We start from the raw sequence: 20,983 nt of genomic DNA, 5'->3' as shown, positions 1-20,983 counted from the left end.
GCCCCGGGGGCTTTTAAGCCTGATTTTGATACCAATCTATAAATGTAGTTGCGGGCATTGGCTTGGAAATTAAATACCCTTGGATCTGATCACAATTAAGTTCACGTAAGAGTCCAAACTGGGTCTCCGTCTCGATCCCTTCCGCTACGACCTCCAGACCAATGGCCTGACTCATATCGATAATGGATGCCACGATACTTAGATCTACCTCTGAGCTTTCTATATTCACCAAAAAACTACGATCAATTTTCAGCACATCTAGAGACATATTACGTATATAGCTCAGACTGGAATAACCCGTGCCAAAGTCATCAATAGCAATACGCACACCCGCGTTTCTTAGAATATTGATAGCACCGCGAGTCTCTTCCAGGCAATGTAAGAAGCTCGTTTCTGTTAGTTCTACTGACAACAACCTAGAGGGCAACTGGAACTCCTCCAGAACCTCTAAAATCTCTTCGGCTATATCTCGGCGCTGCATCTGCTTAGCTGATACATTGATCGCGACAGGCACCTCAAAGCCCTGCTTCCACCAACTAGAACACTGCTGAACCGCTTCCCTTAAAACAAAATACCCTATCTGATCAATAACACCGAGGTCCTCGGCAAGGGGAATAAATTCATCAGGGGGGATAAAGCCTTGCTCAGGGTGATTCCAACGAATTAACGCTTCTACACCAACAAGTTCTCGGCCCGCTGCTGTCACTTTTGGCTGGTAATACAGCTCAAATTGTTCTGCTTCTATCGCTCGATGCAGATCATTCGCCATGCGATAGCGAGATTTCACCAGTTGGTGCTGTTCTGATGAAAAGAAACGATAGCTATTGCGACCAAAATCTTTCGCTTGCTTCACAGCAATTTCAGCGCACTGAAACAAATCCTCTGGCTCGGTAGCATCTGTTGGGAAGAAACTCACTCCAACACTGACGGTGAGATTCACCTCTGTTCCAGAGACTAATATAGGTTGATTTATGGCAGACAGAAGACGATTTAAAAATTCACTCACTGCGGTATTGTCTTCGACATCGGTGAGAATCATATTAAAGGAGTCGCCACCAAAGCGTGCAACAGTATCGCCCTCCTCTAAAATTGACTCGATTCTACGGCCCACTTCACGCAATACCTGATCACCCGCTTCGAGACCAAAGCGGTCATTTACCCGCTGAAAGAAATCTAAGTCTAAAAAGGCTAAAGCGACTTGATGGCTATGCTCCTGTGCATATCCAAGGGATAAGTTAAGCCTGTCATTAAACATCTTTCGGTTTGGAAGACGAGTTAATTCATCAAAATAAGCTAAACGCTTAATACGAGCTTCCGATCTCTTAATTTCTGTTAGGTCAGAGAAAATGGAAGCGTACTGACAAATCTCTCCTGCATCATTTTCAACCGCCGTAATGGTCAGCCATTCGGGATAAACAGTACCATTTTTTCGTTTATTCCAGATCTCACCCTGCCACTGTCCTTTACTCTGTAACGAAGCCCACATATCCTGATAGAACTTCTTATCATGGCGACCAGAACTTAAAATATTGGTATTTTTGCCCAACACTTCCCAGTCTTCATATCCTGTAATATCAGTAAAGGCAGGGTTTACCCTTTGGATTTTAGCTTCCAAGTCGGTCACTACAATCGCTTCCATGGAAGCATTCATAACTTTATCGGCTAACTTAAGATTGTGCTGGGATAACGCTAACGCCTGGTCACGCTCATTCAATAACTCTTTTAAGCGATAGACATAATCCATCTCCACATTACGCAGGATATCGCTGTAAGAGATCAAACCAATGATTTCACCATCATGGCGTTTAACCCCTAAATGGTGAAAACTGTGCTGGCGAAATATTTTACGTGCATTGTAAAGGCTAAGGTCAGCTTCAACAGAAACCAAATTGGCGGAAGCAAAATCTTTCAAAGGAAGGTCCAAGTCACCGTCGGCCATGCTCACCATCAGATCGTTTTCAGTCAATATGCCAACAATATCCTTACCGTTGCAGATCAACGCAGCACTATGACCCGTTGTTTCTAAGCGCTCTACAGCCAAGCGAACCGTTTCATGTTCAGGGATAACCAATGCATCTTTGCTAATAATCTCAGCAACTGAACGTAAAAACAGATCATGTTCAACACCCTGACTGTTAACAACATCAGTCTCAGACAACACGCCAAATAGCTCATTATTTTCATCGATAACAACTAAATGACGAAAGCCTTCGGCAATAAAGCGTAAACCAGCTTCATCAATAGTGGCAGTTGTTGAAATGGTACTAACAGGGGAGGACATACACTCGGAGACAGGTATATGTTCGAATGACTGACCAGCAACCGTTAAGCGCATAATATCTCGACGCGTCACAATACCAACCGGACGGTTTTCTTCACAAACTAAAACACAGCCGATGTTATTTTTTGCCATTAGCCCAACAATTGTAGCCACCTTACTCGACGGAGAGCAGGTTACCAGTTGCTGTTGCGCAACTTGGCGAACCCGTAGGTGTTGTTGAGGGTATGGCATGCTGGTCATTTTATTCAGGTAAGATTCTCGCTTATGACAGAATAATAATATTACTGAATAAAATTCAAACAATAAAACCACACGAATAATAAGGTTCTATGATATTGACCCGAGTCAAATAAACAGAGAAAACTAACAGGGAAGCCTAAACTTGGCCTCTACATGAAAGGAAATTAAGGTAGAGAGAAGGGAAGTAATAAAACGGGAAGGAATGAATATCCCTCCCGAAAAACGAGCAAACTCAGCCTAATCAGCTAAGCTTTTCAAACATAAGATCCCAAACACCATGACCTAAACGCTCACCACGCTTTTGGAATTTAGTGACTGGACGCCACTTCGGCTGCGGCGAGTATTCACCTTCACCGGCAACGTTCTGATAGCCTTCAGCCGTGCTCATAACTTCCATCATGTGCTCAGCATAGTTTTCCCAATCCGTTGCCATGTGGAATACACCACCGACTTTCAATTTCTTACGTAACGTCTGAGCAAATTCAGGCTGAACGATACGGCGTTTATGATGACGTTTTTTATGCCATGGATCAGGGAAGAACAGTTGAATGCAATCAAGGCTGCCATCAGGAATACACTGTGCTAACACCTCAATTGCGTCATCACAGAAAACGCGGATGTTGCTTAAGCCTTCACGCTCAGCATTACTTAGGATACGACCTACACCTGGGCGGTGCACTTCGATACCGATGTAGTTCTTCTCTGGCTGATCTTTTGCCATCTCAACCAGTGAATCGCCCATGCCAAAACCGATCTCTAGCACAACCGGGGCATCGCGATTAAACACCTCAGTTAGATCTAACATCCTCTGCTTTAGCTCCAGCCCCATTTGCGGCCATACATCTTCCATCGCTTTCTGCTGACCTTCGGTCATACGTCCAGCACGTAAGACAAAGCTTTTTACAGTACGCATGTGCTTCTCTTCCGAAGCCTGCTCAGGGTTTTGCTGCTCGATGTTATTTTCTTCTGTCATCATCTGACCTAACTAAGTAAAACAAAACAGCCTGACATTGAGACGTCAGGCTGTGTATCGGAAAGTGTAGCCAACCACCGTGTATTAATGGTGATTATTTACCAACAATGGTTCCTTCCATTGGCGAAGAAGCACTCGCGTATTTCTTACGTGGCATACGGCCCGCCAAGAACGCTTCACGTCCAGCTTCAACCGCTTTACGCATAGCTGAAGCCATTAAAATAGGGTTTTGAGCACCGGCAATCGCCGAGTTCATCAATACCGCTTCACAACCCATTTCCATCGCTACCGCAGCTTCTGACGCAGTACCTACACCGGCATCAACCAATACCGGTACTTTGCAATCTTCCATAATAACATTGATGTTATGTGGGTTAAGAATGCCCAAACCAGAACCGATCATAGAACCTAGTGGCATGATGGATACACAGCCTAGATCTTCTAGCTCTTTCGCAACGATTGGGTCATCACTGGTGTAAACCATTACTTTGAAACCATCACGTACCAGCACATCTGCGGCCTTGATTGTTTCAACAACATTTGGATATAGGGTTTTCTGGTCGCCCAATACTTCTAGCTTAACCAGATCGTGACCATCCATCAGTTCACGTGCTAGCTTACAGGTACGGATCGCATCATCAGCGTTAAAGCAGCCCGCCGTGTTCGGAAGAATTGTGTATTTCTCTGGGGAGATCACATCCAACAGATTTGGCTCATCTGGGTTCTGACCAATATTAGTGCGACGTACAGCCACGGTTACGATTTCAGCACCACTTGCTTCAATCGCCAAACGGGTTTCTTCCAGATCTTTATATTTACCTGTTCCGATTAGCAGACGAGAGTTAAAAGATTGGCCTGCGATTACTAGCGGATCATTTTCTAGGGACATGGTGTAATTCCAAATGCTCGTTATTATTTACTCTGGCTGTACTGCATCAAATGCTGAAATTAACCGCCACCAATGGCATGAACAATTTCAACACGATCTGATTCTTTTAAAACCGTCTCAGCATGCTGGCTGCGCGGAATAATTTCAAGATTAAGCTCAATCGCGATACGCTTTTCGCCTAATTCTAACTGCTCAACCAAACTTGTCAGGGTGATACCATCCTGCAACTGCAGCATCTCACCATTTACCTGAACCTGCATTGATCTATCTCCTACCTGAAGTCAGCGCTGCATACCCCAGCAACGCCCACCCGCAAAGGAACGCAACTCCACCTAGCGGTGTAACCATACCTAATGACCGCATCCCAGTTAACGCCATTAAGTACAAGCTGCCTGAAAACAACAAAATTCCAATCACAAATCCAATCGCGGCGCGCTTAATCATCTTTAGGTCTAAACGCTCTGGTGCGAATGCCAAAACCAGCAAAGCCAGCGCGTGATAAAAGTGATATTCCACACCGGTCTGATACACAACATAGAGGGAAGGTTCGATCGAGCCTTTAACTGCATGTGCACCAAATGCGCCGATAGCCACAGCTAAAAAGCCGAAAATGGACGCAATAAAAAGCAGTGGATGTGTATTCATGATGAACTCTGTTAAAACGAGTTCGGATTATACCGAATTTGCTACGGCCTTGCCGAATACTGCAGACATAAAAAAACCGCTTAAAAGCGGCTTTTTTACTCCAGAAAACTAATTACGCTTCCATGGAGATTCGAATCTTCTTCATCGCATTCTTTTCTAACTGACGAATACGCTCAGCGGATACGTCGTACTCTGCTGCTAGCTCGTGCAAAGTAGCTTTATCATCGGTTAACCAACGACGCGCCAAGATATCTTTACTACGCTCGTCCAACTCAGACATAGCCGACATTAAACGACGCTGTGCATCCTGTTCCCAGTTAGCATCTTCCACCTGTAATGATGGATCTGCGCTTTTATCTTCTAGGTAGTGTGCAGGCGCCCAAGCAGCTTGCTCATCATCTGCACCTTCCGGCGCATCAAACGCAGTATCAACAGAGGCCATACGACCTTCCATCTGACGTACTGTCTTAGCTTCTACACCTAGATCTTCTGCGATTAGATCAACCTCATCGTTGGTCATCCAACCAAGGCCTTTCTTTTTCGAACGCAGATTGAAGAACAACTTGCGTTGCGCTTTGGTCGTTGCAACTTTCACAATACGCCAGTTACGCAGAATAAATTCATGCATCTCAGCTTTTACCCAGTGCACGGCGAAAGAAACCAGACGCACACCCATCGTTGGGTCAAAGCGCTTAACAGCCTTCATCAGGCCAACGTTACCTTCCTGAATTAGATCACCTAAAGGCAGACCGTAACCAGAATACGTTTTAGCAACATGTACAACAAAACGAAGATGAGACATAACCATCTGACGAGCAGCCTCTACGTCGCCATCAAAGTGTAGGCGCTCAGCCAAAGAACGTTCCTCTTCAACGCTCAGCACAGGAATCGCCGTAACAGTCTGTACGTACGCATCCAGGTTCTGACCAGGAGAAAGGTTTTCAACAACTTGTAAGCTTGTGCCCATTAATGACCTCATATCATTCTGCTTTAAACACCGCAGATATGACTTGTTTATAGTACAAAAGTTCCAACAAATTCACGCTTCCTAAAAAGCGGACCGAAAAATATAACTAGGAATAGGATAAAACGCAAATATGACGTTTAAATGACCGCTTATTGCGGCTCAATGTCGCGAAGGTGACGGCTTACCGCAAGCTTTGCGCCGACTAAACCGAGTAAGATTCCAGACAGCAATAAAATTAGACTATCCGAAAAACTTAAGCCCTGAAGCTCAAAATCACTCTGATATAACGCCGCTAGCTCCCCTACAGGTTCATTCAGAAGTAGTAGGCTGATCATGACAAATAACCAAGCTAATACCGCCCCTAATAAACCAAACCAAAAGCCAGTATAGATAAAGGGACGTCTCACCCAGGAATCAGTCGCACCGACTAATTTTGCGACCTGGATTTCATCTTTACGGTTTTCTATTGATAAACGGATGGTGTTACCCACCACCAGCAATACAGACAAAGCCAACAAAGCACCCAGCACTAGAACAACACGGTTAGCGAGTTCAACAAAAGAAGCTAAGCGCTCGACCCAAATCATATCCAACACTACATCATCGACCTCAGGCATTTCGGATAAGATCTGCTGCAATGTTATTAGCGCTTGTTTCTGTCCATCTAAAGGCTGCACAACAACAACTGCAGGCAGTGGGTTGTTATCGAGAAAGTTAAGGATATCAGTGAACTCCGACATCCGTTGAAACTCCAATAAGCCCTGCTCTTTTGTGACGAGTTCTACTGCTGCCAGATCCGATCGCAACAGCATGTTTTGGCTAAACCGCTCGGCCGCTTCATCAGTGAGCGAGGTTTTTAGATAGATAGAGATGCGCGGATCACCCTGCCACTGACCGCTTAGATGATTAATATTCTTCAAACCAACGAACATGACGCCCGGCAATGCCAAGGCAATCGCCAATACAGCCAGAGTCATTAAACTCGGTAAAGGTGTCGCTTTTAGGCGCAGCAGTGAATCTTGTGCCGTGTTTTTATTATGACGTAGCCAGCTTTTTGCCTGAGCAACAAAGTCAATCTTATGGCGCGCAGCACCTTTGGATTGAGCAGGAGACTGTACTACAGTTTCTACAGGTCGCTCCTGACGAACAGCACCACGTCTTTTCGGTTCTCGATTAGCCATCGCGCAGCAACCTCCCTTGATCTAAGGTCAAGGTTCGATGTCCCATACGTGAGATCAGCGCCAAATCGTGACTGGCGATCAGAACAGTCGTGCCATGGCGGTTAAACTCCATAAACAGACTCATAATCTCAGCAGATAGCGTAGGATCAAGGTTACCGGTAGGCTCATCGGCAAGTAGCAATTGTGGTTTATGTACGATCGCACGGGCGATACCAATTCGTTGCTGCTCACCGGTTGAAAGCGTAATCGGATTAAACTTCTCTTTATGAAGCAAGCCAACCTTATCCAAGGCAGCCCTTACACGTCGCCCCGTATCTTCTTCATCGTAACCAGAGATATGTAACGGCAACGCTACATTTTCAAAGACAGTTCGATCAAATAGGAGTTGATGGTTCTGGAATACCACTCCAATACGACGGCGGTGATAGGGAATATCTTCGCGGCTAAACTGCGCTAAATTTTGATGCGCCACAGAGACACTGCCTCGAGAAGGGCGCTCCATCAACATGATCAGTTTGAGTAACGTACTTTTACCTGCGCCCGAATGACCGGTTAGAAACGCCATCTCGCCACGTTGCAACGTGAAGTTTACGTCTCTAAGCGCATCGTGCCCTTCGGGGTAACGTTTGCTTACATTCTCAAACTGAATCATGCGGAATTCCTTTCACGGCTTAATCAAAAAGCGCGTCGACAAATTCCTGAGATTTGAATGGACGAAGATCATCAATCTGCTCGCCCACACCGATAAAGCGGATTGGTAGATCCATCTGTTTAGCGATTGCGAAGATCACACCACCTTTAGCAGTACCATCCAGCTTGGTTAGGGAGATACCTGTAACGCCAACACTGTCTTTAAAGATCTTCGCTTGGCTCAATGCATTCTGGCCTGTACCAGCATCAAGGACCAACATCACTTCATGTGGCGCTTCTGGAGATAGCTTCTGAGTTACACGCACGACCTTTTCCAGTTCTTGCATGAGGTTGTCTTTATTCTGCAGACGACCTGCGGTATCAGCGATCAATACATCAACGCCTTTAGCCTGAGCAGATTGCACCGCATCATAAATAACAGATGCAGAGTCAGCACCGGTGTGCTGTGCCACAACAGGGACATCGTTACGCTCACCCCATACCTGCAATTGTTCAACAGCCGCCGCACGGAACGTATCACCGGCAGCTAGCATCACTGACTTACCTTCGCTCTGGAAGCGTTTCGCCAACTTACCAATCGTAGTTGTTTTACCTACGCCGTTTACACCTACCATCAGGATAACGTAAGGCTTGTTGTTACATTCTACTTGTAGCGGCTCTTCAGAACGGTGCAACAGGCTCGCAAGTTCCTCTTTAAGTGCCACTTGTAATGCTTGCGCATCGCCTAGCTGTTTACGTTCTACCTTATCGGTTAGACGCTGGATAATGTCAGATGTCGCTTCAACACCGACATCAGCCATCAATAGAAGGGTTTCGATCTCTTCTAACAGATCATCATCGATCTCTTTCGCACCAAGAAAAAGGTTACCCAACTGTTCCGTTAGGTTTGCCTTGGTCTTGCTCAAACCCGATTTAATGCGTGCAAAGAAACCTTTTTTCTCTTGCTTCTCTTCAACCGGTTCTTCTACAGACGCAGAAACGGGTGCTTCAACTTCCGGCTCAACCTGAGGTTCTACAGCCACTTCAGCTACCGGCTCTGCTGCTGGCGTTTCTGGCTCCGCTTCCACGACAGTTTGCGGTGCTTCTTCCGCTGGTTGTAATTCTTGTGCAGGCTCAACAATTTCAGCAGTTTCAACGGCTACTTCTGCAACTGACGGCTCAACCTGAGTCTCTTCCTGAACTTCTTCTTTAACAGCTACAGGCGCAGATTCTTGAGGGACCGCAGCAGGCTCAGCTGCTTCAACAGCAACAGACTGCTCAGGTGCAGTCATTTCGGCCTCAACTTCAACCTTCTCGACATCCTGTTCCTGAGTCTGCAGATTCTTTTCTTCTTCTGCAGGCTTACCACCGAACATGGATTTTAATTTCTTAAACATTTAACTTCCTCATACAGCCGCCAAATGATTCGGCCACTGGTTGATATACTTCTGCACTTATTTATTCAGCTGAGTCGTCGCTACTCAAATAGCGATAGATTCCCGCAAGCACTAATGCGGTGATCACAACACCTGCGTAAGCGATGTAATCAGTATTCCAGCCTTCGGTAACAAACCATTTTTGTAAACTCAGCATGATTTTCCGTTCTCATACGGCATATTATTTGGGTGATAATGGCCAATAATATCCAGCAGTCCACCCACAAAGTCTGGTATCTTATCACAGTGATTTGGTACAGAGACTACCCTTATGACAAATGAATACCGTCCCCTGTTTAATCGTAAATATTTGATCGGCCTCGTATGGTTCAGTTTGATCGCCATTATGATCCTTTCATCTATGGGACCGGGGGCAGTCAAATACCATGACATCGAGTCAAATAAGGCAAGAACCCTCAGCTGGATGGAGTTAGATGACCAGCCTATTACGCTGGTTTTACTGCTACCTACACGCCCAGCTTTTAACTCGACTCAGCGCCAACTTCAGCAGCTTCAAAGTCAGATTTTACAACAGCGTTTAAATGCACTGGCTAACCCGACTTATAGCTATCATGTACTGCCACGCCAAGACCGCATCGAAGTTACGCTTCGCTGGTCATCAACGCAAGAATTACCTGATCTGAAAACGATCTGGACTGCGCTAAGTCAACCCGTTGAAAGTGCACGCTGGCAAGACCAACTAAAAACCATTCAGGCACGCCAATATTTAGATGGTCAAAACAGCGAACAGCAGATCATTAATCACTTTTATGAGCGCTTACAGCCAAGCAATCGTATGACGGTTTTGGGTAACCTAAGTCGCAGTTTTAATGTCATGTTCGAAAATCCACGCTTTGCATTGAGCGGCGAAGGGGCTGAAGATCTCGTTTCAGCAGTTGAAGAGAGCCTTCCGCAACAGCAAAGCGATCAAAGCGCAGCGCTGATTACAGCTAGCCCTCAGTTTATCCAGCAAGGTGAGAGTACTGATCAACGCTTCCGCTTGCTAGTTGGCAGTCTAATTCCTGCTCGCGACTCAAAAGATTTCGTCAAAGAAAGGTTAAGTGCACAAGTACTTCAAGACCTGCTGAGCCAGCAACAAACACAGTACAATCTTAACTTCCGAATGCTTTGGGCCGCTTTGAGTGATACCGGTTACCGCGCTCTGATTATTGACGGTACGCAAAATCCAGGTCCAGTATTGCCCCAGTTAAGCCAGATGATTACTGAGGATCTGGTCGAAAAAAGCCAGCAGAACCTAGCTTCTCAATGGCATGACAATATGCGTGATATCGCTAACCAAGTTCAGGCACTCAATCTGATTGCGTTCTACCGTTTGCCGGAAGACACATTAGAGACCTATGCGGAGCAGGTTTTAGATCAAGACGCCGATCAAGTGATCGAACTCGCGCGCAAAGCCTTACAGGCAGATAAACAAATCAGTATCCTTCAATCTCCCTCGCTTTAAAGGAAAGACCATGGGCCGTCGCAACCCTCCTCGCAAACAGGCGAATAAGACAGACATACCTCGCTCACAACTCCGCATTATTGGTGGTGAATGGCGTGGTCGAAAAATAGAATTTTTTGCCGTCGATGGCTTGCGTCCAACACCGGACAGAGTGAGAGAAACCTTATTTAATTGGATTCAATCCTCAGTGCCGGGCGCGCAATGCTTAGACCTATTTAGTGGTAGTGGAGCCCTTGGGCTGGAAGCCCTATCTCGCGGTGCCGCGAGTATGACTTTTATCGATTTGAACCCAACCACATCTAGAAAGCTGAAAGACAATATCCAATTATTGAAATGCCAAAATGCAGAAGTCGTTCAAGCCAATGTGCTTGATTGGCTACAAAGCCGAAAAACTGATTGCGAGCAGCGCTATGAACTTGTGTTCCTAGATCCGCCTTTCCGCCAAGATCTTATCGCGCCGTGCTGCGAATTACTGGAAGCACACAACCTGTTATCAGAAAACGCTCTTATTTACGTTGAAAGCGAGTCAGAACTACATCATCCACAGGTACCTAGCCACTGGCATGAGCATAGACAAAAAACGGCAGGCCAAGTGACCTACCGTTTGTATATGCGTAATAGCTAACCAGTAAGTTAATAAGCTGGCTGTACGTCGTCTAGATAGAAGCTAGCTTCATATTTTTTCAGATCATTCACATGTAGATTTTTCGGGAATTCAAATCGGGCAGCAAATACCTGCCCCGGTTTTATATAGCCTTTAACGTGATCAACATAACGTTCGATCTTGCCATTACGTTTTAGGTACATCCCCATCACCATATCCTTAAGAACCGGCCCTTGCACTGCATAACGCCAGCGAGTTTCTAGTACATGATTACCAGCTTTACGAGATAACTCTAGCTTCAAACCGTTCTGCACTGCTTTTACAAAACGCGCTTGATCCTGCTGACGACGCTCCTCTACTTTCGCTTCCTGATGCTGCACATAAGCCCCCAGTGCCGTAGAGAGCAAAGCTGCAACACCACCACCGTCACCCGCGGCTACCTCATTGCTATTTTTGCGCCACAGCACATTGTTATCCAACAACTGAGCTGAACGAGGGTTAATTTGGCCTTTGCGGTAATAAGGCAGTACAGCCTTACCGACTTTATAAGCCTCTTTGTAACGTTCGGCGTTTACAGGGTGATCATGATGGAACAATGCTCGAGCATTACCTTCCGCAGCATATTTTCTCTGCCAGATACGACTTGCAGCGAGAGGATCGTAGCCAGCTAATGCAGTGTATAAGATACCGATACGATCAGCTTCACGCTCACTTTCATGGGTAAACGCGGCTTGATAACCACTACGACGCGCTGAATTCGAACCCGCTAATGCACTGATCTGTGCATGGGTCTGGCGCTCATAAACGTGGTTCGCCACAGTATGTGCGATCTCATGGGCTACAACCGCAGCCAGTTCAGCATCGTCTTTAAGATCTATCATCAACTTAGAGTGCACAACTATGTAAGTCCCCCCTGTCGTAAACGCATTAAAAGAGTCGCGTTTGATCAGGATTGGTTCCCAGCGCTCATTTTTCAGATGAGAGATCTGATGAATACGGTCAAAAATTCGCACCAAGCGTAGGTATTGGCTACGATTCACTGCCGCGTTTACTGGTCTCTTGTTCTTCTTCTCATTCGCAATGATTTTCTCAACATAGGCGTTACCCTGCTGAATCTGAGCAGAGCGATTCGCCATACTCAAGCTGCGCTGCCCTGTAACCCTATCCTTTTCACTGACAGATTCAGCGACTTGATAAAGCCCCCGATCCACCTTTTGTAAGGTCTGACAGCCCGCTAGCCCAAGAACAAACGCGAATACAGCGAAAATACGCAACCATGACATCTTTGTAATACCCTTAAAACCTATATAGTTATTAGTAATAAAAAATAAAATTCTTATAACCGATATAAATCAAACCATTCCATTATAGTATTTGTACCGCCCGTGCAATTCAGATAATATGCCGCACTTGCTAAACTGCTATTTTATTAGGCCTAGGCGATATAGGCACTAATTAGACATCAACTGCTGTGAACCTGATATGAATACAGCCGTATACCCAGGAACATTCGATCCAATCACCAATGGTCATTCGGATCTAATTGAGCGTGCATCTAAACTTTTCGATAAAGTTGTGGTTGCTATCGCCGAAAGCCCTAAGAAGCGACCACTACTGGAATTAGAAACTCGAGTAGCTTTGGTAGCCGAGGTAACTGCGCACCTCGACAATGTTGAAATTGTCGGCTTTGATTGTCTACTAGCAGAGTTACTAGAGCAACAGAACGCAAATATTATTCTACGTGGATTACGTGCAGTTTCGGATTTTGAGTACGAGTTTCAACTCGCAGCGATGAACCGACATCTAGCACCAAACGTAGAAAGTATATTTTTAACACCAGCGGAACATTTATCTTTCGTTTCCTCCACGCTGATCAGAGAGATCTCCAGCTTGGGTGGTGATGTTAGCAAATTTGTTCATCCGTCGGTGTCCAAGGCCCTGATTGAGCACCAGCGCCTGTAAATTTACTTTTATGACAGTGAGGTAGTCATCATGGCATTGATCATTACTGACGAATGTATCAACTGTGACGTATGTGAGCCGGAATGTCCGAACGAGGCCATCACTCCGGGTGACGAAATCTATGAAATTGAACCATCCAAATGTACTGAGTGCGTAGGCCACTACGATACTCCTCAGTGTGTTGAAGTTTGCCCAGTTGACTGTATCCCTAAAGATCCAGATCACGAAGAAACTGAAGCAGAGCTTATGGAAAAATATAAGGCTCTGACTGGTTCATAAGCCGGTATTTCAGAATTACAAAAAAGCAGGCCTAAGCCTGCTTTTTTATTGGATCATTTCCAGCTTCCCAGCATTATTGAAAACGTTCCTGCCAAAAGATCATTCGATCATTACCACGGGCACGGCCAAAAGTAATAATCGCATCAGGCACACTAATGTCGTTAGCATTACCATCCTGATCCCAATCGTATCGTAGCCAATCATCGATCGAGGTCAGACCTACAGGGAAGTAACCGGTATTATCATTGCCGCCTGAACCTGAACCCGGCGCCGTGAAGATCAAGCTAAAATCTCCCGTTGATGCATCACTATCCGTGCCATTGATTCTTAAATTACCTACAGTGGTACCATCACCGACAGTTACTGTTCGATCTGCAACAGCACTACTGATTGGATTGCCATCGTAACTAATATTCGCTAATGGAATAGTTGTACAGCTATCATCAGTGTTACGTACAAATGTCGTGCCGTCCCAATACTGAACTTCAAATGGCACAGGAAGGTCTTGTGTTTCAGGGCCATGTACTGAGCTAATGCTAACTCGCCCATACATTTTCGTTACTGGGTCACCCACCTCAACGGACTGACAACTGTCTGAACAATCCCCTGAACTATCAACCGACATGTTTTTTAAACTATCCAAAAAGTCACGACTATCTGGTTCTGATTCAATACCAAGCCCCAGCTGCAAACCATAAAAGGGGCCATCCGGTAGACCTGCATTTCCGCCATTGCGCGTAAAGATCACATTCTTTAATTCATTATCTGAAGCGCTGGTTCGATCAATAACACCTGACTCCCAACCGGAAAGCGACTCCGACACTGTTATCCGATCACTCAAATCAATCCCATCATCATTATTCTCAGCTTTAACCACTAAGGAACCAGTGCCTATGGAGTAAAGAACCAAATCGTAATTTTCAGTTATTTCTCCATTGAGAGCTCTGGCCTCTATCCTATACTCAAATGCTTTGAAAGGTTCCTGCATGTAAGTAAAGCTACCTACAGCAGAACAAGCTGCGGTTACACCATCATCACTCATCACAAAGTGATCTGGATAAAATCGACCTATTTTTGTCGCCACACTCTGGATATCATCAGCGCCAAGATAAGAAGATAAGCTTGCCATTAGGCTCATACTACCCACCTCATCGTAATTAAGCGTTGCGGTCACATCTGCACCACTGCGATTACTATAAGTGTCTAAGAGAGGGGCAACTGTTCCTGACAATGTCCCTGGGCTCCCATCAGCTGGGGTAAATGATTCGACACTGAGGCTTACTGTACCAGTGAAGTTTGGTGTAATGCCGTTATCAGTTACATCGGCATCGCCATCAGGTATACCATTCACATCAACATCTTCTGAGGCCTCATAGAGGTATGCATTGATATCAACAGCAAAATCGCTACCTGCCGAGGTAAACGCAGCACCTCCAGTTTCATCACCACCTGAGTTAGCCGTACCTGATGCATTTATTACAGGGAAACCAAATCCAAATGGACGTACAACAAATAAATTCGAATTACCTGTCATTACCGCACTTGTATCTGGAACGGTATAACTCGCCTGTAACTGCATCTCACCAGCATCATTGTAGTTAAGGCGTAAAGGCGCCTTAGAATCGGTATCAAAGGTCATATCAACAGATTTAAATGTTTCTGGTGTACCCGCATTGAGATCCACCTCATCATTACTGCCACTTTTGACATTAAACGTGCGTCCCGAAACACATGAGCCTGGGTTATTACATTGAGTAGCAAGATTAATCGATAAAGTCGTCTCATTAGGAAAGGCAGCCTGACAAACTCTTGGAGCGTCTGGAGATGCTTCAACCGCCTGAAGATAAAGGTTAGCAGCACCAAAACCTGCATCCGATGCTTTACCTGCAATCTGAGTCGGTATGATTTCTGCCCCAGCACCATCAATAAAACGGAAGCCAGCGAGAGTGAAAGTAATATTAGGATCATCAGCTGCTACCCAGCTACCACTATTCTCAGTGATAGAACCATCCGTAACGTTGAAACCAAAGGTCTCGCTCGTACCACTCAAGACGGGATGAGCAAACTGCAATACAGCACTTTGTGAATCCGAAGCAAAGGTAAAAGTTGCTACGCCATCATCAGCACTACCATTATCAAATGCAGATGTACCACTCACTGCACCCACCCAATTTCCTTTACCTGATGTGGCGGCAATTGTCATGGATGCACTACCTGCATCGACAGCGCTATGAGAACTATCGTGGGCGGAGATGGTGATATTCTCAATTAAGCAGGTAACACCTGTTTCATCGTGAAATATAGAATAATGATCTACATCCGATTCATCACCATCATTACTGGATCCAGGGGTCGGATCACCTACCTCTTCAAAATCCCCACTACCATTTGGCTTACGTGCAAAGATGACCTTATTGCTTCCACCACCCGATAGTTCATTAGAGCATGAATCCGGTACATCCCAATATTGAGCTTTCTTACAATTACCCTTACAGAAATGCACATAATCTAAAACAAGATCATCTGCATCGATGAGTGCGACTTCCCACTCATTGGAGTTCAAGGTCTGTGCCGAACTAAGATATTCAACCGGATTATAAACAGTGATGCCATTATCAGCAGGAGAAGAGAACTTATCGAAGGAACCAATCAAAAAGTTCCCAACTCCATATGATACACAGGAAGGTGTTTTCCCTCCTTCATTAGTACATAAGCGCCAACCATCAACGTCAACAGGCTCAGAACCTATCAAAATTGTTTCGACATATTTTATTGGCCCAGCAGTACCTTGAGGCACAAGTTCGTTTATTCGCCCTGACGGATTACTATGGCATGCTGCGGCATGAAGAAGAACAGGCTGTAGCAGAGTAACTATTAGCAGGGGTATTCTATAAACGAACTTCATTAGGATATTTACCTAAATTTTTGCAGAATCAATTTTTGAACGCAGTTCATAACGTTCATCTAAAACTCTACCAATCGCACTTCCTTGAGCTAGGTGATAAGCATACTGCATATGGAGGCAGCGGATTTTGTCCCACTGGGAAATTCCACCAATCCCATACTTACTGTACAACGGTGTAAAACCTAATTCTTCGATACGCTGCTTTTGCTCTTCAGACGCTGATGCCCAACGAAGATCGACATATCGCTGCTGATCCGCTAAGTGCTCAGCACGAAGTTCTTCGTTATCCATCAATTCTTGTTCTAACTCTTTAACTACACCTGCAGTTTCTATCTCAGCGATGGCTTGATAGATATCCTTACTGGCCATCCAATAAAGCGTCGGGAAAGGTTTATCATCAACCAAAAGATCCATCTGCAATACCAATGGAACCTCTTGATCGTTTTGGACAGCAATACCCGCTAAACCACGAGGCTCACGGCCCAACTGCTGTCGAATAATTTCTAACTGCTTTTCACTTGGTGAAATCAACACTACTACTCTCTATCTGTGACAAGCGAATAAATAGATTAATCTATTTATTATACATTACCGTAGTCTTCACCACGGCCTAGCCAACGTTCAACTAAGGAATCTGCACAATCAGGCCATTCTTGCATCTGGCCCGCCACCATCTTAACCCGTGTTAATAGATCAGAATCACGCTGCAGGTCTGCCATTTTAAACTGCATAGTTCCGGTCTGCCTTGTCCCTAGCACTTCACCCGGGCCGCGCAGTTGCAGATCTTTCTCCGCAATCTTAAAACCATCGGTGGTTTCGCGCATCACCGTTAAACGTTCACGTCCCTGATTCGATAAGGGCGCGTGATACATCAGTACACAAAAGCTTTCGACTGAGCCTCGACCGACACGACCACGAAGCTGATGCAACTGCGCTAAACCTAAGCGTTCAGGGTTTTCGATGATCATCACACTGGCATTAGGGACGTCCACGCCTACTTCAATGACCGTTGTTGCGACCAAAAGGTCCAATTCAGCAGCTTTAAACTGCTGCATAATCTCGGCTTTTTCAGCCGGTTTCATACGGCCATGCACTAAACCTATGCGTAGTTCAGGAAGCGCTACTTTCAGATCTTCAGCTGTAACTTCTGCCGCTTGGCATTGCAAAGCTTCAGACTCTTCAATCAGAGTGCACACCCAGTAAACCTGGCGCTTTTCTGCGCAGGCTTTTTGTACCCGCTGAATGACTTCGTCGCGGCGGCTATCAGCAATAACTACAGTATTTACAGGTGTTCGACCCGGCGGCAACTCATCGATAATCGAGCAGTCCAGATCGGCGTAAGCACTCATAGTTAGTGTTCGAGGAATCGGCGTAGCGGTCATAATCAACTGATGCGGCGCTAACTCGCCATTGCGTCCTTTTTCACGCAGTGACAACCTTTGATGCACACCAAAGCGGTGCTGTTCATCAATCACCACTAGCCCTAAATCAGAGAAAACAACTTCCTCTTGAAAGAGGGCATGCGTCCCGACAACAACTCTTGCCTCGCCAGTTCTAATCGCTTCTAGTTGCGCCTGTCTTTGCTTACCTTTGAGTTTGCCAGCCAACCACGCAACTTTGATATCCAGCGACTCAAGCCAGTTACTAAAGTTGATAAAGTGCTGCTCAGCCAAAATCTCGGTCGGCGCCATTATCGCAGCTTGCAGGCCACTTTCGACAGTTTGTAAACCAGCCAATGCCGCCACGACCGTTTTACCTGAGCCTACATCTCCCTGCACTAAACGCAGCATCGGATAAGCTTGCGCAAGATCGGTGGCGATTTCATTGCCTACGCGCTGTTGCGCGCCAGTTAACGGGAACGGTAGCTGATCTAAAAAGGCCTGTTTAAGCAGCCCTGTCCCTGGTAGTTCGGGTGCGCCTTTTTGACGTGCTTTTTGACGTAACTTCAACAACGAGAGGTGATGAGCAAGTAGCTCTTCAAACGCGAGACGGCGCTGAGCAGGGTGCATACCGTCCAACAAAAGGTGCTGGTCTACATCGACTGGAGGGCGATGAAGATAAGCTACGGCATCATTCAAACTTGGGAACTGCCAGCCTTGTCGCAATTGATCAGGCACAAGCTCTTGCAGGCCACCCTCTTTCAGATAGTTAAGCGCCTGATCAGTCAGGGCACGTAAGCGCCCTTGATGTAGGCCTTCGGTGGTTGGATAGATCGGCGTCAGGTTGTCTTCTACCGGCACCAAATCATCGTTATCCACCCGCTTGTATTCAGGATGGACGATTTCCAAACCATTTGCACCTGTACGTGCTTCACCAAAACAGCGAATACGGGTACCGGGTTTTAAGTTATTTTTCTGAGCAGCGCTAAAATGAAAAAAACGTAGCGTTAGTGACCCAGTGCCATCTTGAATACGGCACAATAAACTGCGGCGGCGACCTTTGCTGATATCCGCCAGTTTTACCTCACCCTCAACCACGCACTCATCGCCGGGGCGTAACGCACCCATAGGCACAATACGCGTACGGTCTTGGTAACGCAGAGGCAGATGAAACAACAGATCCTGTAGATTTTGAATACCAAGGTTATGCAGCTTCTGCTCTAACGCAGCGCCAACACCTTTTAACTCTGTTACAGGAATCGCAGCGAGTAACAAACTTATTTACCGCCTGCAGGATCAAAAGAGGCAATCGCTTCAACCAACACGTCAATCGCTTGCGGACGCGGAAAGCTAGCACGCCAAGCAACCCCAACCGTACGTTCAGGCACAGGCTCTTGGAAAGGTCGCGTTACCACCATCTCTGATTGACCCGTTCCATATACAGCTGATTGCGGCAGTACAGAACACCCTAGGCCAGAACCGACCATCATGCGGATAGTCTCTAGAGAGCTACCTTCGGTAATCGTATGTTGAGTATTAATCGCTTGATTCAACGTTGGGCAGGATTCTAATACCTGATCCCTAAAGCAATGCCCTTCACCTAATAACAACAGAGGGGTATTAGGTAGATCTTCACTATTAATCTTTTTCTGCTGAGCCCAAGGGTGGCCCACTGGCATCAGCATTTCGAAATGCTCATCGTATAGAGGGCGCGTCAGAATATCCGGTTCTTGGAATGGCAGCGCTAAGATAATTGCATCCAACTCACCATTACGGATCTTAACTCGCAGGTTCTCAGTAAAGTTTTCCTCGATATACAGCGGCATATCAGGCGCAAGCTTTTGTACCTGAGAAACCAGATGAGGAAATAGATAAGGTCCTATGGTGTAGATCGCACCAACCCTAAGCGGGCTTTTCAGTTGGTCTTTGCCTTCCTGCGCCAGATCTTTGATGGTATCCGCCTGCTCAAGCACGCGTTGCGCCTGTTGCACCACTTTATCGCCAACAGGCGTGACGCGAACCGAGTTTTTGCTGCGTTCAAACAGTGGCACACCCAACTCATCTTCGAGTTTTTTTACCGCAATAGACAAGGTAGGCTGACTGACAAAGCACTTTTCAGCCGCATGACCAAAATGCTGTTCTCTCGCCAAGGTAACAATGTAACGCAATTCTGTAAGGGTCATCCGGCCTTATCCTTTGCTATGATAGGTCTGTGATTTTCGGAGGCTTAACCTGTATGCAACAAGCAACTATTCTAATCGTCGGCTGCGGCGATGTTGGCTCAACCCTTGGACAAATGTTATTAAATCAAGGGCATAAGGTATTTGGCCTACGTCGTAATATAAACCAGCTACCGCAAGGCATCCAAGGAATAAGCGCTGATCTCACAAATTTAGAGAATTTAAAAGCGGCTCTGGCGGAAATAGACGACTGTCATATCCTTGTCTACACAGCAGCGGCAAGCAGTCATGATGAAGAAGGTTACGAAGCAGCCTATGTGGCTGGCGTGCAAAACACCCTAAATGCACTACCCTCTAAACCTAAACATCTATTCTTCACATCCAGCAGCGGGGTTTACCACCAAAACGATAGTGATTGGGTGGATGAAACGAGCCCCTGCGAACCTAAATCTTTTAGTGGCAAGATCATGCTTAAAGGTGAACAACAGGTTTTAAGTGCTGATCTACCAAGTACAGTGGTTAGATTTAGCGGCATCTATGGCCCCGGAAGGAATCATCTAATCAGCCGTGTCAGAAGAGGTGATATAGCCCCCGCTAAACCTGAGCATTTCAGTAACCGCATTCACCGTGACGATTGCGCTGGCGTTTTAAACTTTCTCATTACGAAAGTACTTAATGGCGAAACAGTAGATCCATGTTATCTGGCCAGTGATAGTAGCCCAGTCACTATGCATGAGATCACAACTTGGTTAGCAAATAAAACCAAAAGCGCAATCACTTCAGAAACCGTTTCTCGTCGCGCAGGCAGCAAACGCTGCTCAAATACAAAGCTAATTAAAGCAGGCTATACGTTCAAATATCCGACATATATAGAAGGTTACAGTAATTTAATAGATCTTGATCAAGAATCCCTCGATAAATAAAACTAAAGCTCCTGCATACTGTAGTTTTTGATACAATCGCGCCC

General features: G+C 45.8%; 20 protein-coding genes. 5 read left to right on the top strand and 15 right to left on the bottom strand.

All coding sequences use genetic code 11. The features are described 5' to 3' along the window. Positions 1-13: 13 nt before the first annotated feature. The 10 genes from ACMXYR_RS00870 to ACMXYR_RS00825 all read right to left on the bottom strand — a co-directional run bounded on the left by ACMXYR_RS00870 (position 14) and on the right by ACMXYR_RS00825 (position 9,399). Positions 14-2,512 carry an EAL domain-containing protein gene (locus ACMXYR_RS00870; protein WP_415902538.1) on the bottom strand — a complete coding sequence of 833 codons (2,499 nt, stop codon included), beginning with the start codon at positions 2,510-2,512 and terminating at the stop codon, positions 14-16. 250 nt (positions 2,513-2,762) lie between these two features. Continuing rightward, a complete protein-coding gene (trmB, locus tag ACMXYR_RS00865) occupies positions 2,763-3,494 on the bottom strand; it encodes a tRNA (guanosine(46)-N7)-methyltransferase TrmB (protein WP_415902537.1) in 732 nt (243 codons plus the stop codon). Positions 3,495-3,588: 94 nt separating this feature from the next. After that, positions 3,589-4,383, bottom strand: coding sequence for a thiazole synthase (locus ACMXYR_RS00860; RefSeq protein ID WP_415883127.1), 795 nt, complete (start codon positions 4,381-4,383; stop codon positions 3,589-3,591). Positions 4,384-4,442: 59 nt separating this feature from the next. Then, positions 4,443-4,643, bottom strand: a complete 201-nt coding sequence (gene thiS, locus ACMXYR_RS00855; RefSeq protein WP_415883126.1) for a sulfur carrier protein ThiS — start codon at positions 4,641-4,643, stop codon at positions 4,443-4,445. 4 nt (positions 4,644-4,647) lie between these two features. Then, a complete protein-coding gene (locus tag ACMXYR_RS00850; RefSeq protein ID WP_415902536.1) occupies positions 4,648-5,028 on the bottom strand; it encodes a DUF423 domain-containing protein in 381 nt (126 codons plus the stop codon). Positions 5,029-5,140: 112 nt separating this feature from the next. Beyond that, complete coding sequence (gene rpoH, locus ACMXYR_RS00845) at positions 5,141-5,995, bottom strand: RNA polymerase sigma factor RpoH (RefSeq protein WP_415903665.1); 855 nt, start codon at positions 5,993-5,995, stop codon at positions 5,141-5,143. Positions 5,996-6,144: 149 nt separating this feature from the next. Further along, positions 6,145-7,176, bottom strand: a complete 1,032-nt coding sequence (gene ftsX / locus ACMXYR_RS00840) for a permease-like cell division protein FtsX (RefSeq protein ID WP_415902535.1) — start codon at positions 7,174-7,176, stop codon at positions 6,145-6,147. Continuing rightward, complete coding sequence (gene ftsE / locus ACMXYR_RS00835; RefSeq protein WP_415886555.1) at positions 7,169-7,828, bottom strand: cell division ATP-binding protein FtsE; 660 nt, start codon at positions 7,826-7,828, stop codon at positions 7,169-7,171. The genes ftsX and ftsE overlap by 8 nt, the downstream gene beginning before the upstream one ends. A 19-nt stretch (positions 7,829-7,847) precedes the next feature. Beyond that, complete coding sequence (ftsY, locus tag ACMXYR_RS00830; protein WP_415902534.1) at positions 7,848-9,203, bottom strand: signal recognition particle-docking protein FtsY; 1,356 nt, start codon at positions 9,201-9,203, stop codon at positions 7,848-7,850. 61 nt (positions 9,204-9,264) lie between these two features. Further along, positions 9,265-9,399: a hypothetical protein gene (locus ACMXYR_RS00825; protein WP_415883120.1), complete on the bottom strand. Its 135-nt coding sequence runs from the start codon at positions 9,397-9,399 to the stop codon at positions 9,265-9,267. 114 nt (positions 9,400-9,513) lie between these two features. Here ACMXYR_RS00825 and ACMXYR_RS00820 point away from each other — a divergent pair, with 114 nt between their 5' ends. Then, positions 9,514-10,707: a hypothetical protein gene (locus ACMXYR_RS00820; protein WP_415902533.1), complete on the top strand. Its 1,194-nt coding sequence runs from the start codon at positions 9,514-9,516 to the stop codon at positions 10,705-10,707. A 10-nt stretch (positions 10,708-10,717) separates the two neighbouring features. Beyond that, positions 10,718-11,332 carry a 16S rRNA (guanine(966)-N(2))-methyltransferase RsmD gene (gene rsmD / locus ACMXYR_RS00815; RefSeq protein WP_415902532.1) on the top strand — a complete coding sequence of 205 codons (615 nt, stop codon included), beginning with the start codon at positions 10,718-10,720 and terminating at the stop codon, positions 11,330-11,332. 8 nt (positions 11,333-11,340) lie between these two features. On the opposite strand, the gene ACMXYR_RS00810 is transcribed toward rsmD, so the two are convergent. Beyond that, complete coding sequence (locus ACMXYR_RS00810) at positions 11,341-12,594, bottom strand: M48 family metallopeptidase (protein WP_415902531.1); 1,254 nt, start codon at positions 12,592-12,594, stop codon at positions 11,341-11,343. A 199-nt stretch (positions 12,595-12,793) separates the two neighbouring features. Between ACMXYR_RS00810 and coaD the strand changes: the two genes are divergently transcribed. Continuing rightward, on the top strand, positions 12,794-13,273 hold the full coding sequence (coaD, locus tag ACMXYR_RS00805; RefSeq protein ID WP_415886550.1) for a pantetheine-phosphate adenylyltransferase: 480 nt from the start codon (positions 12,794-12,796) through the stop codon (positions 13,271-13,273). Positions 13,274-13,303: 30 nt separating this feature from the next. Then, positions 13,304-13,552, top strand: a complete 249-nt coding sequence (locus ACMXYR_RS00800) for a YfhL family 4Fe-4S dicluster ferredoxin (RefSeq protein WP_415886549.1) — start codon at positions 13,304-13,306, stop codon at positions 13,550-13,552. Between the two features lie 73 nt (positions 13,553-13,625). On the opposite strand, the gene ACMXYR_RS00795 is transcribed toward ACMXYR_RS00800, so the two are convergent. The 4 genes from ACMXYR_RS00795 to ACMXYR_RS00780 are packed head-to-tail and all read right to left on the bottom strand — an operon-like array spanning position 13,626 to position 20,019. Next, complete coding sequence (locus ACMXYR_RS00795) at positions 13,626-16,457, bottom strand: DUF6701 domain-containing protein (RefSeq protein WP_415902530.1); 2,832 nt, start codon at positions 16,455-16,457, stop codon at positions 13,626-13,628. 12 nt (positions 16,458-16,469) lie between these two features. Next, on the bottom strand, positions 16,470-16,991 hold the full coding sequence (locus ACMXYR_RS00790) for a DUF501 domain-containing protein (RefSeq protein ID WP_415902529.1): 522 nt from the start codon (positions 16,989-16,991) through the stop codon (positions 16,470-16,472). Between the two features lie 47 nt (positions 16,992-17,038). Then, positions 17,039-19,117, bottom strand: a complete 2,079-nt coding sequence (gene recG, locus ACMXYR_RS00785) for an ATP-dependent DNA helicase RecG (protein WP_415903664.1) — start codon at positions 19,115-19,117, stop codon at positions 17,039-17,041. After that, the gene (locus ACMXYR_RS00780; protein WP_415902528.1) at positions 19,114-20,019 is read right to left on the bottom strand and encodes a hydrogen peroxide-inducible genes activator; all 906 of its coding nucleotides are present in this window, start codon (positions 20,017-20,019) and stop codon (positions 19,114-19,116) included. Before ACMXYR_RS00780 ends, recG begins: the two co-directional genes overlap by 4 nt. Positions 20,020-20,072: 53 nt before the next feature. Here ACMXYR_RS00780 and ACMXYR_RS00775 point away from each other — a divergent pair, with 53 nt between their 5' ends. After that, positions 20,073-20,939, top strand: coding sequence for an SDR family oxidoreductase (locus ACMXYR_RS00775; RefSeq protein WP_415883111.1), 867 nt, complete (start codon positions 20,073-20,075; stop codon positions 20,937-20,939). The last annotated feature ends 44 nt before the right edge of the window (positions 20,940-20,983 follow it).

This window comes from Neptuniibacter sp. QD29_5, from assembly GCF_047778125.1.
In the GTDB taxonomy this organism is placed as follows: domain Bacteria; phylum Pseudomonadota; class Gammaproteobacteria; order Pseudomonadales; family Balneatricaceae; genus Neptuniibacter.
This window is presented reverse-complemented; position numbering and strand designations above follow the sequence as displayed.

What these genes read in the sequence shown, in the direction of transcription:
- ACMXYR_RS00870 (WP_415902538.1), bottom strand. Translation starts at nt 2,512, where the DNA reads ATGCCATACCCTCAACAACACCTACGGGTTCGCCAAGTTGCGCAACAG.
- trmB (WP_415902537.1), bottom strand. Translation starts at nt 3,494, where the DNA reads ATGACAGAAGAAAATAACATCGAGCAGCAAAACCCTGAGCAGGCTTCG.
- ACMXYR_RS00860 (WP_415883127.1), bottom strand. Translation starts at nt 4,383, where the DNA reads ATGTCCCTAGAAAATGATCCGCTAGTAATCGCAGGCCAATCTTTTAAC.
- thiS (WP_415883126.1), bottom strand. Translation starts at nt 4,643, where the DNA reads ATGCAGGTTCAGGTAAATGGTGAGATGCTGCAGTTGCAGGATGGTATC.
- ACMXYR_RS00850 (WP_415902536.1), bottom strand. Translation starts at nt 5,028, where the DNA reads ATGAATACACATCCACTGCTTTTTATTGCGTCCATTTTCGGCTTTTTA.
- rpoH (WP_415903665.1), bottom strand. Translation starts at nt 5,995, where the DNA reads ATGGGCACAAGCTTACAAGTTGTTGAAAACCTTTCTCCTGGTCAGAAC.
- ftsX (WP_415902535.1), bottom strand. Translation starts at nt 7,176, where the DNA reads ATGGCTAATCGAGAACCGAAAAGACGTGGTGCTGTTCGTCAGGAGCGA.
- ftsE (WP_415886555.1), bottom strand. Translation starts at nt 7,828, where the DNA reads ATGATTCAGTTTGAGAATGTAAGCAAACGTTACCCCGAAGGGCACGAT.
- ftsY (WP_415902534.1), bottom strand. Translation starts at nt 9,203, where the DNA reads ATGTTTAAGAAATTAAAATCCATGTTCGGTGGTAAGCCTGCAGAAGAA.
- ACMXYR_RS00825 (WP_415883120.1), bottom strand. Translation starts at nt 9,399, where the DNA reads ATGCTGAGTTTACAAAAATGGTTTGTTACCGAAGGCTGGAATACTGAT.
- ACMXYR_RS00820 (WP_415902533.1), top strand. Translation starts at nt 9,514, where the DNA reads ATGACAAATGAATACCGTCCCCTGTTTAATCGTAAATATTTGATCGGC.
- rsmD (WP_415902532.1), top strand. Translation starts at nt 10,718, where the DNA reads ATGGGCCGTCGCAACCCTCCTCGCAAACAGGCGAATAAGACAGACATA.
- ACMXYR_RS00810 (WP_415902531.1), bottom strand. Translation starts at nt 12,594, where the DNA reads ATGTCATGGTTGCGTATTTTCGCTGTATTCGCGTTTGTTCTTGGGCTA.
- coaD (WP_415886550.1), top strand. Translation starts at nt 12,794, where the DNA reads ATGAATACAGCCGTATACCCAGGAACATTCGATCCAATCACCAATGGT.
- ACMXYR_RS00800 (WP_415886549.1), top strand. Translation starts at nt 13,304, where the DNA reads ATGGCATTGATCATTACTGACGAATGTATCAACTGTGACGTATGTGAG.
- ACMXYR_RS00795 (WP_415902530.1), bottom strand. Translation starts at nt 16,457, where the DNA reads ATGAAGTTCGTTTATAGAATACCCCTGCTAATAGTTACTCTGCTACAG.
- ACMXYR_RS00780 (WP_415902528.1), bottom strand. Translation starts at nt 20,019, where the DNA reads ATGACCCTTACAGAATTGCGTTACATTGTTACCTTGGCGAGAGAACAG.
- ACMXYR_RS00775 (WP_415883111.1), top strand. Translation starts at nt 20,073, where the DNA reads ATGCAACAAGCAACTATTCTAATCGTCGGCTGCGGCGATGTTGGCTCA.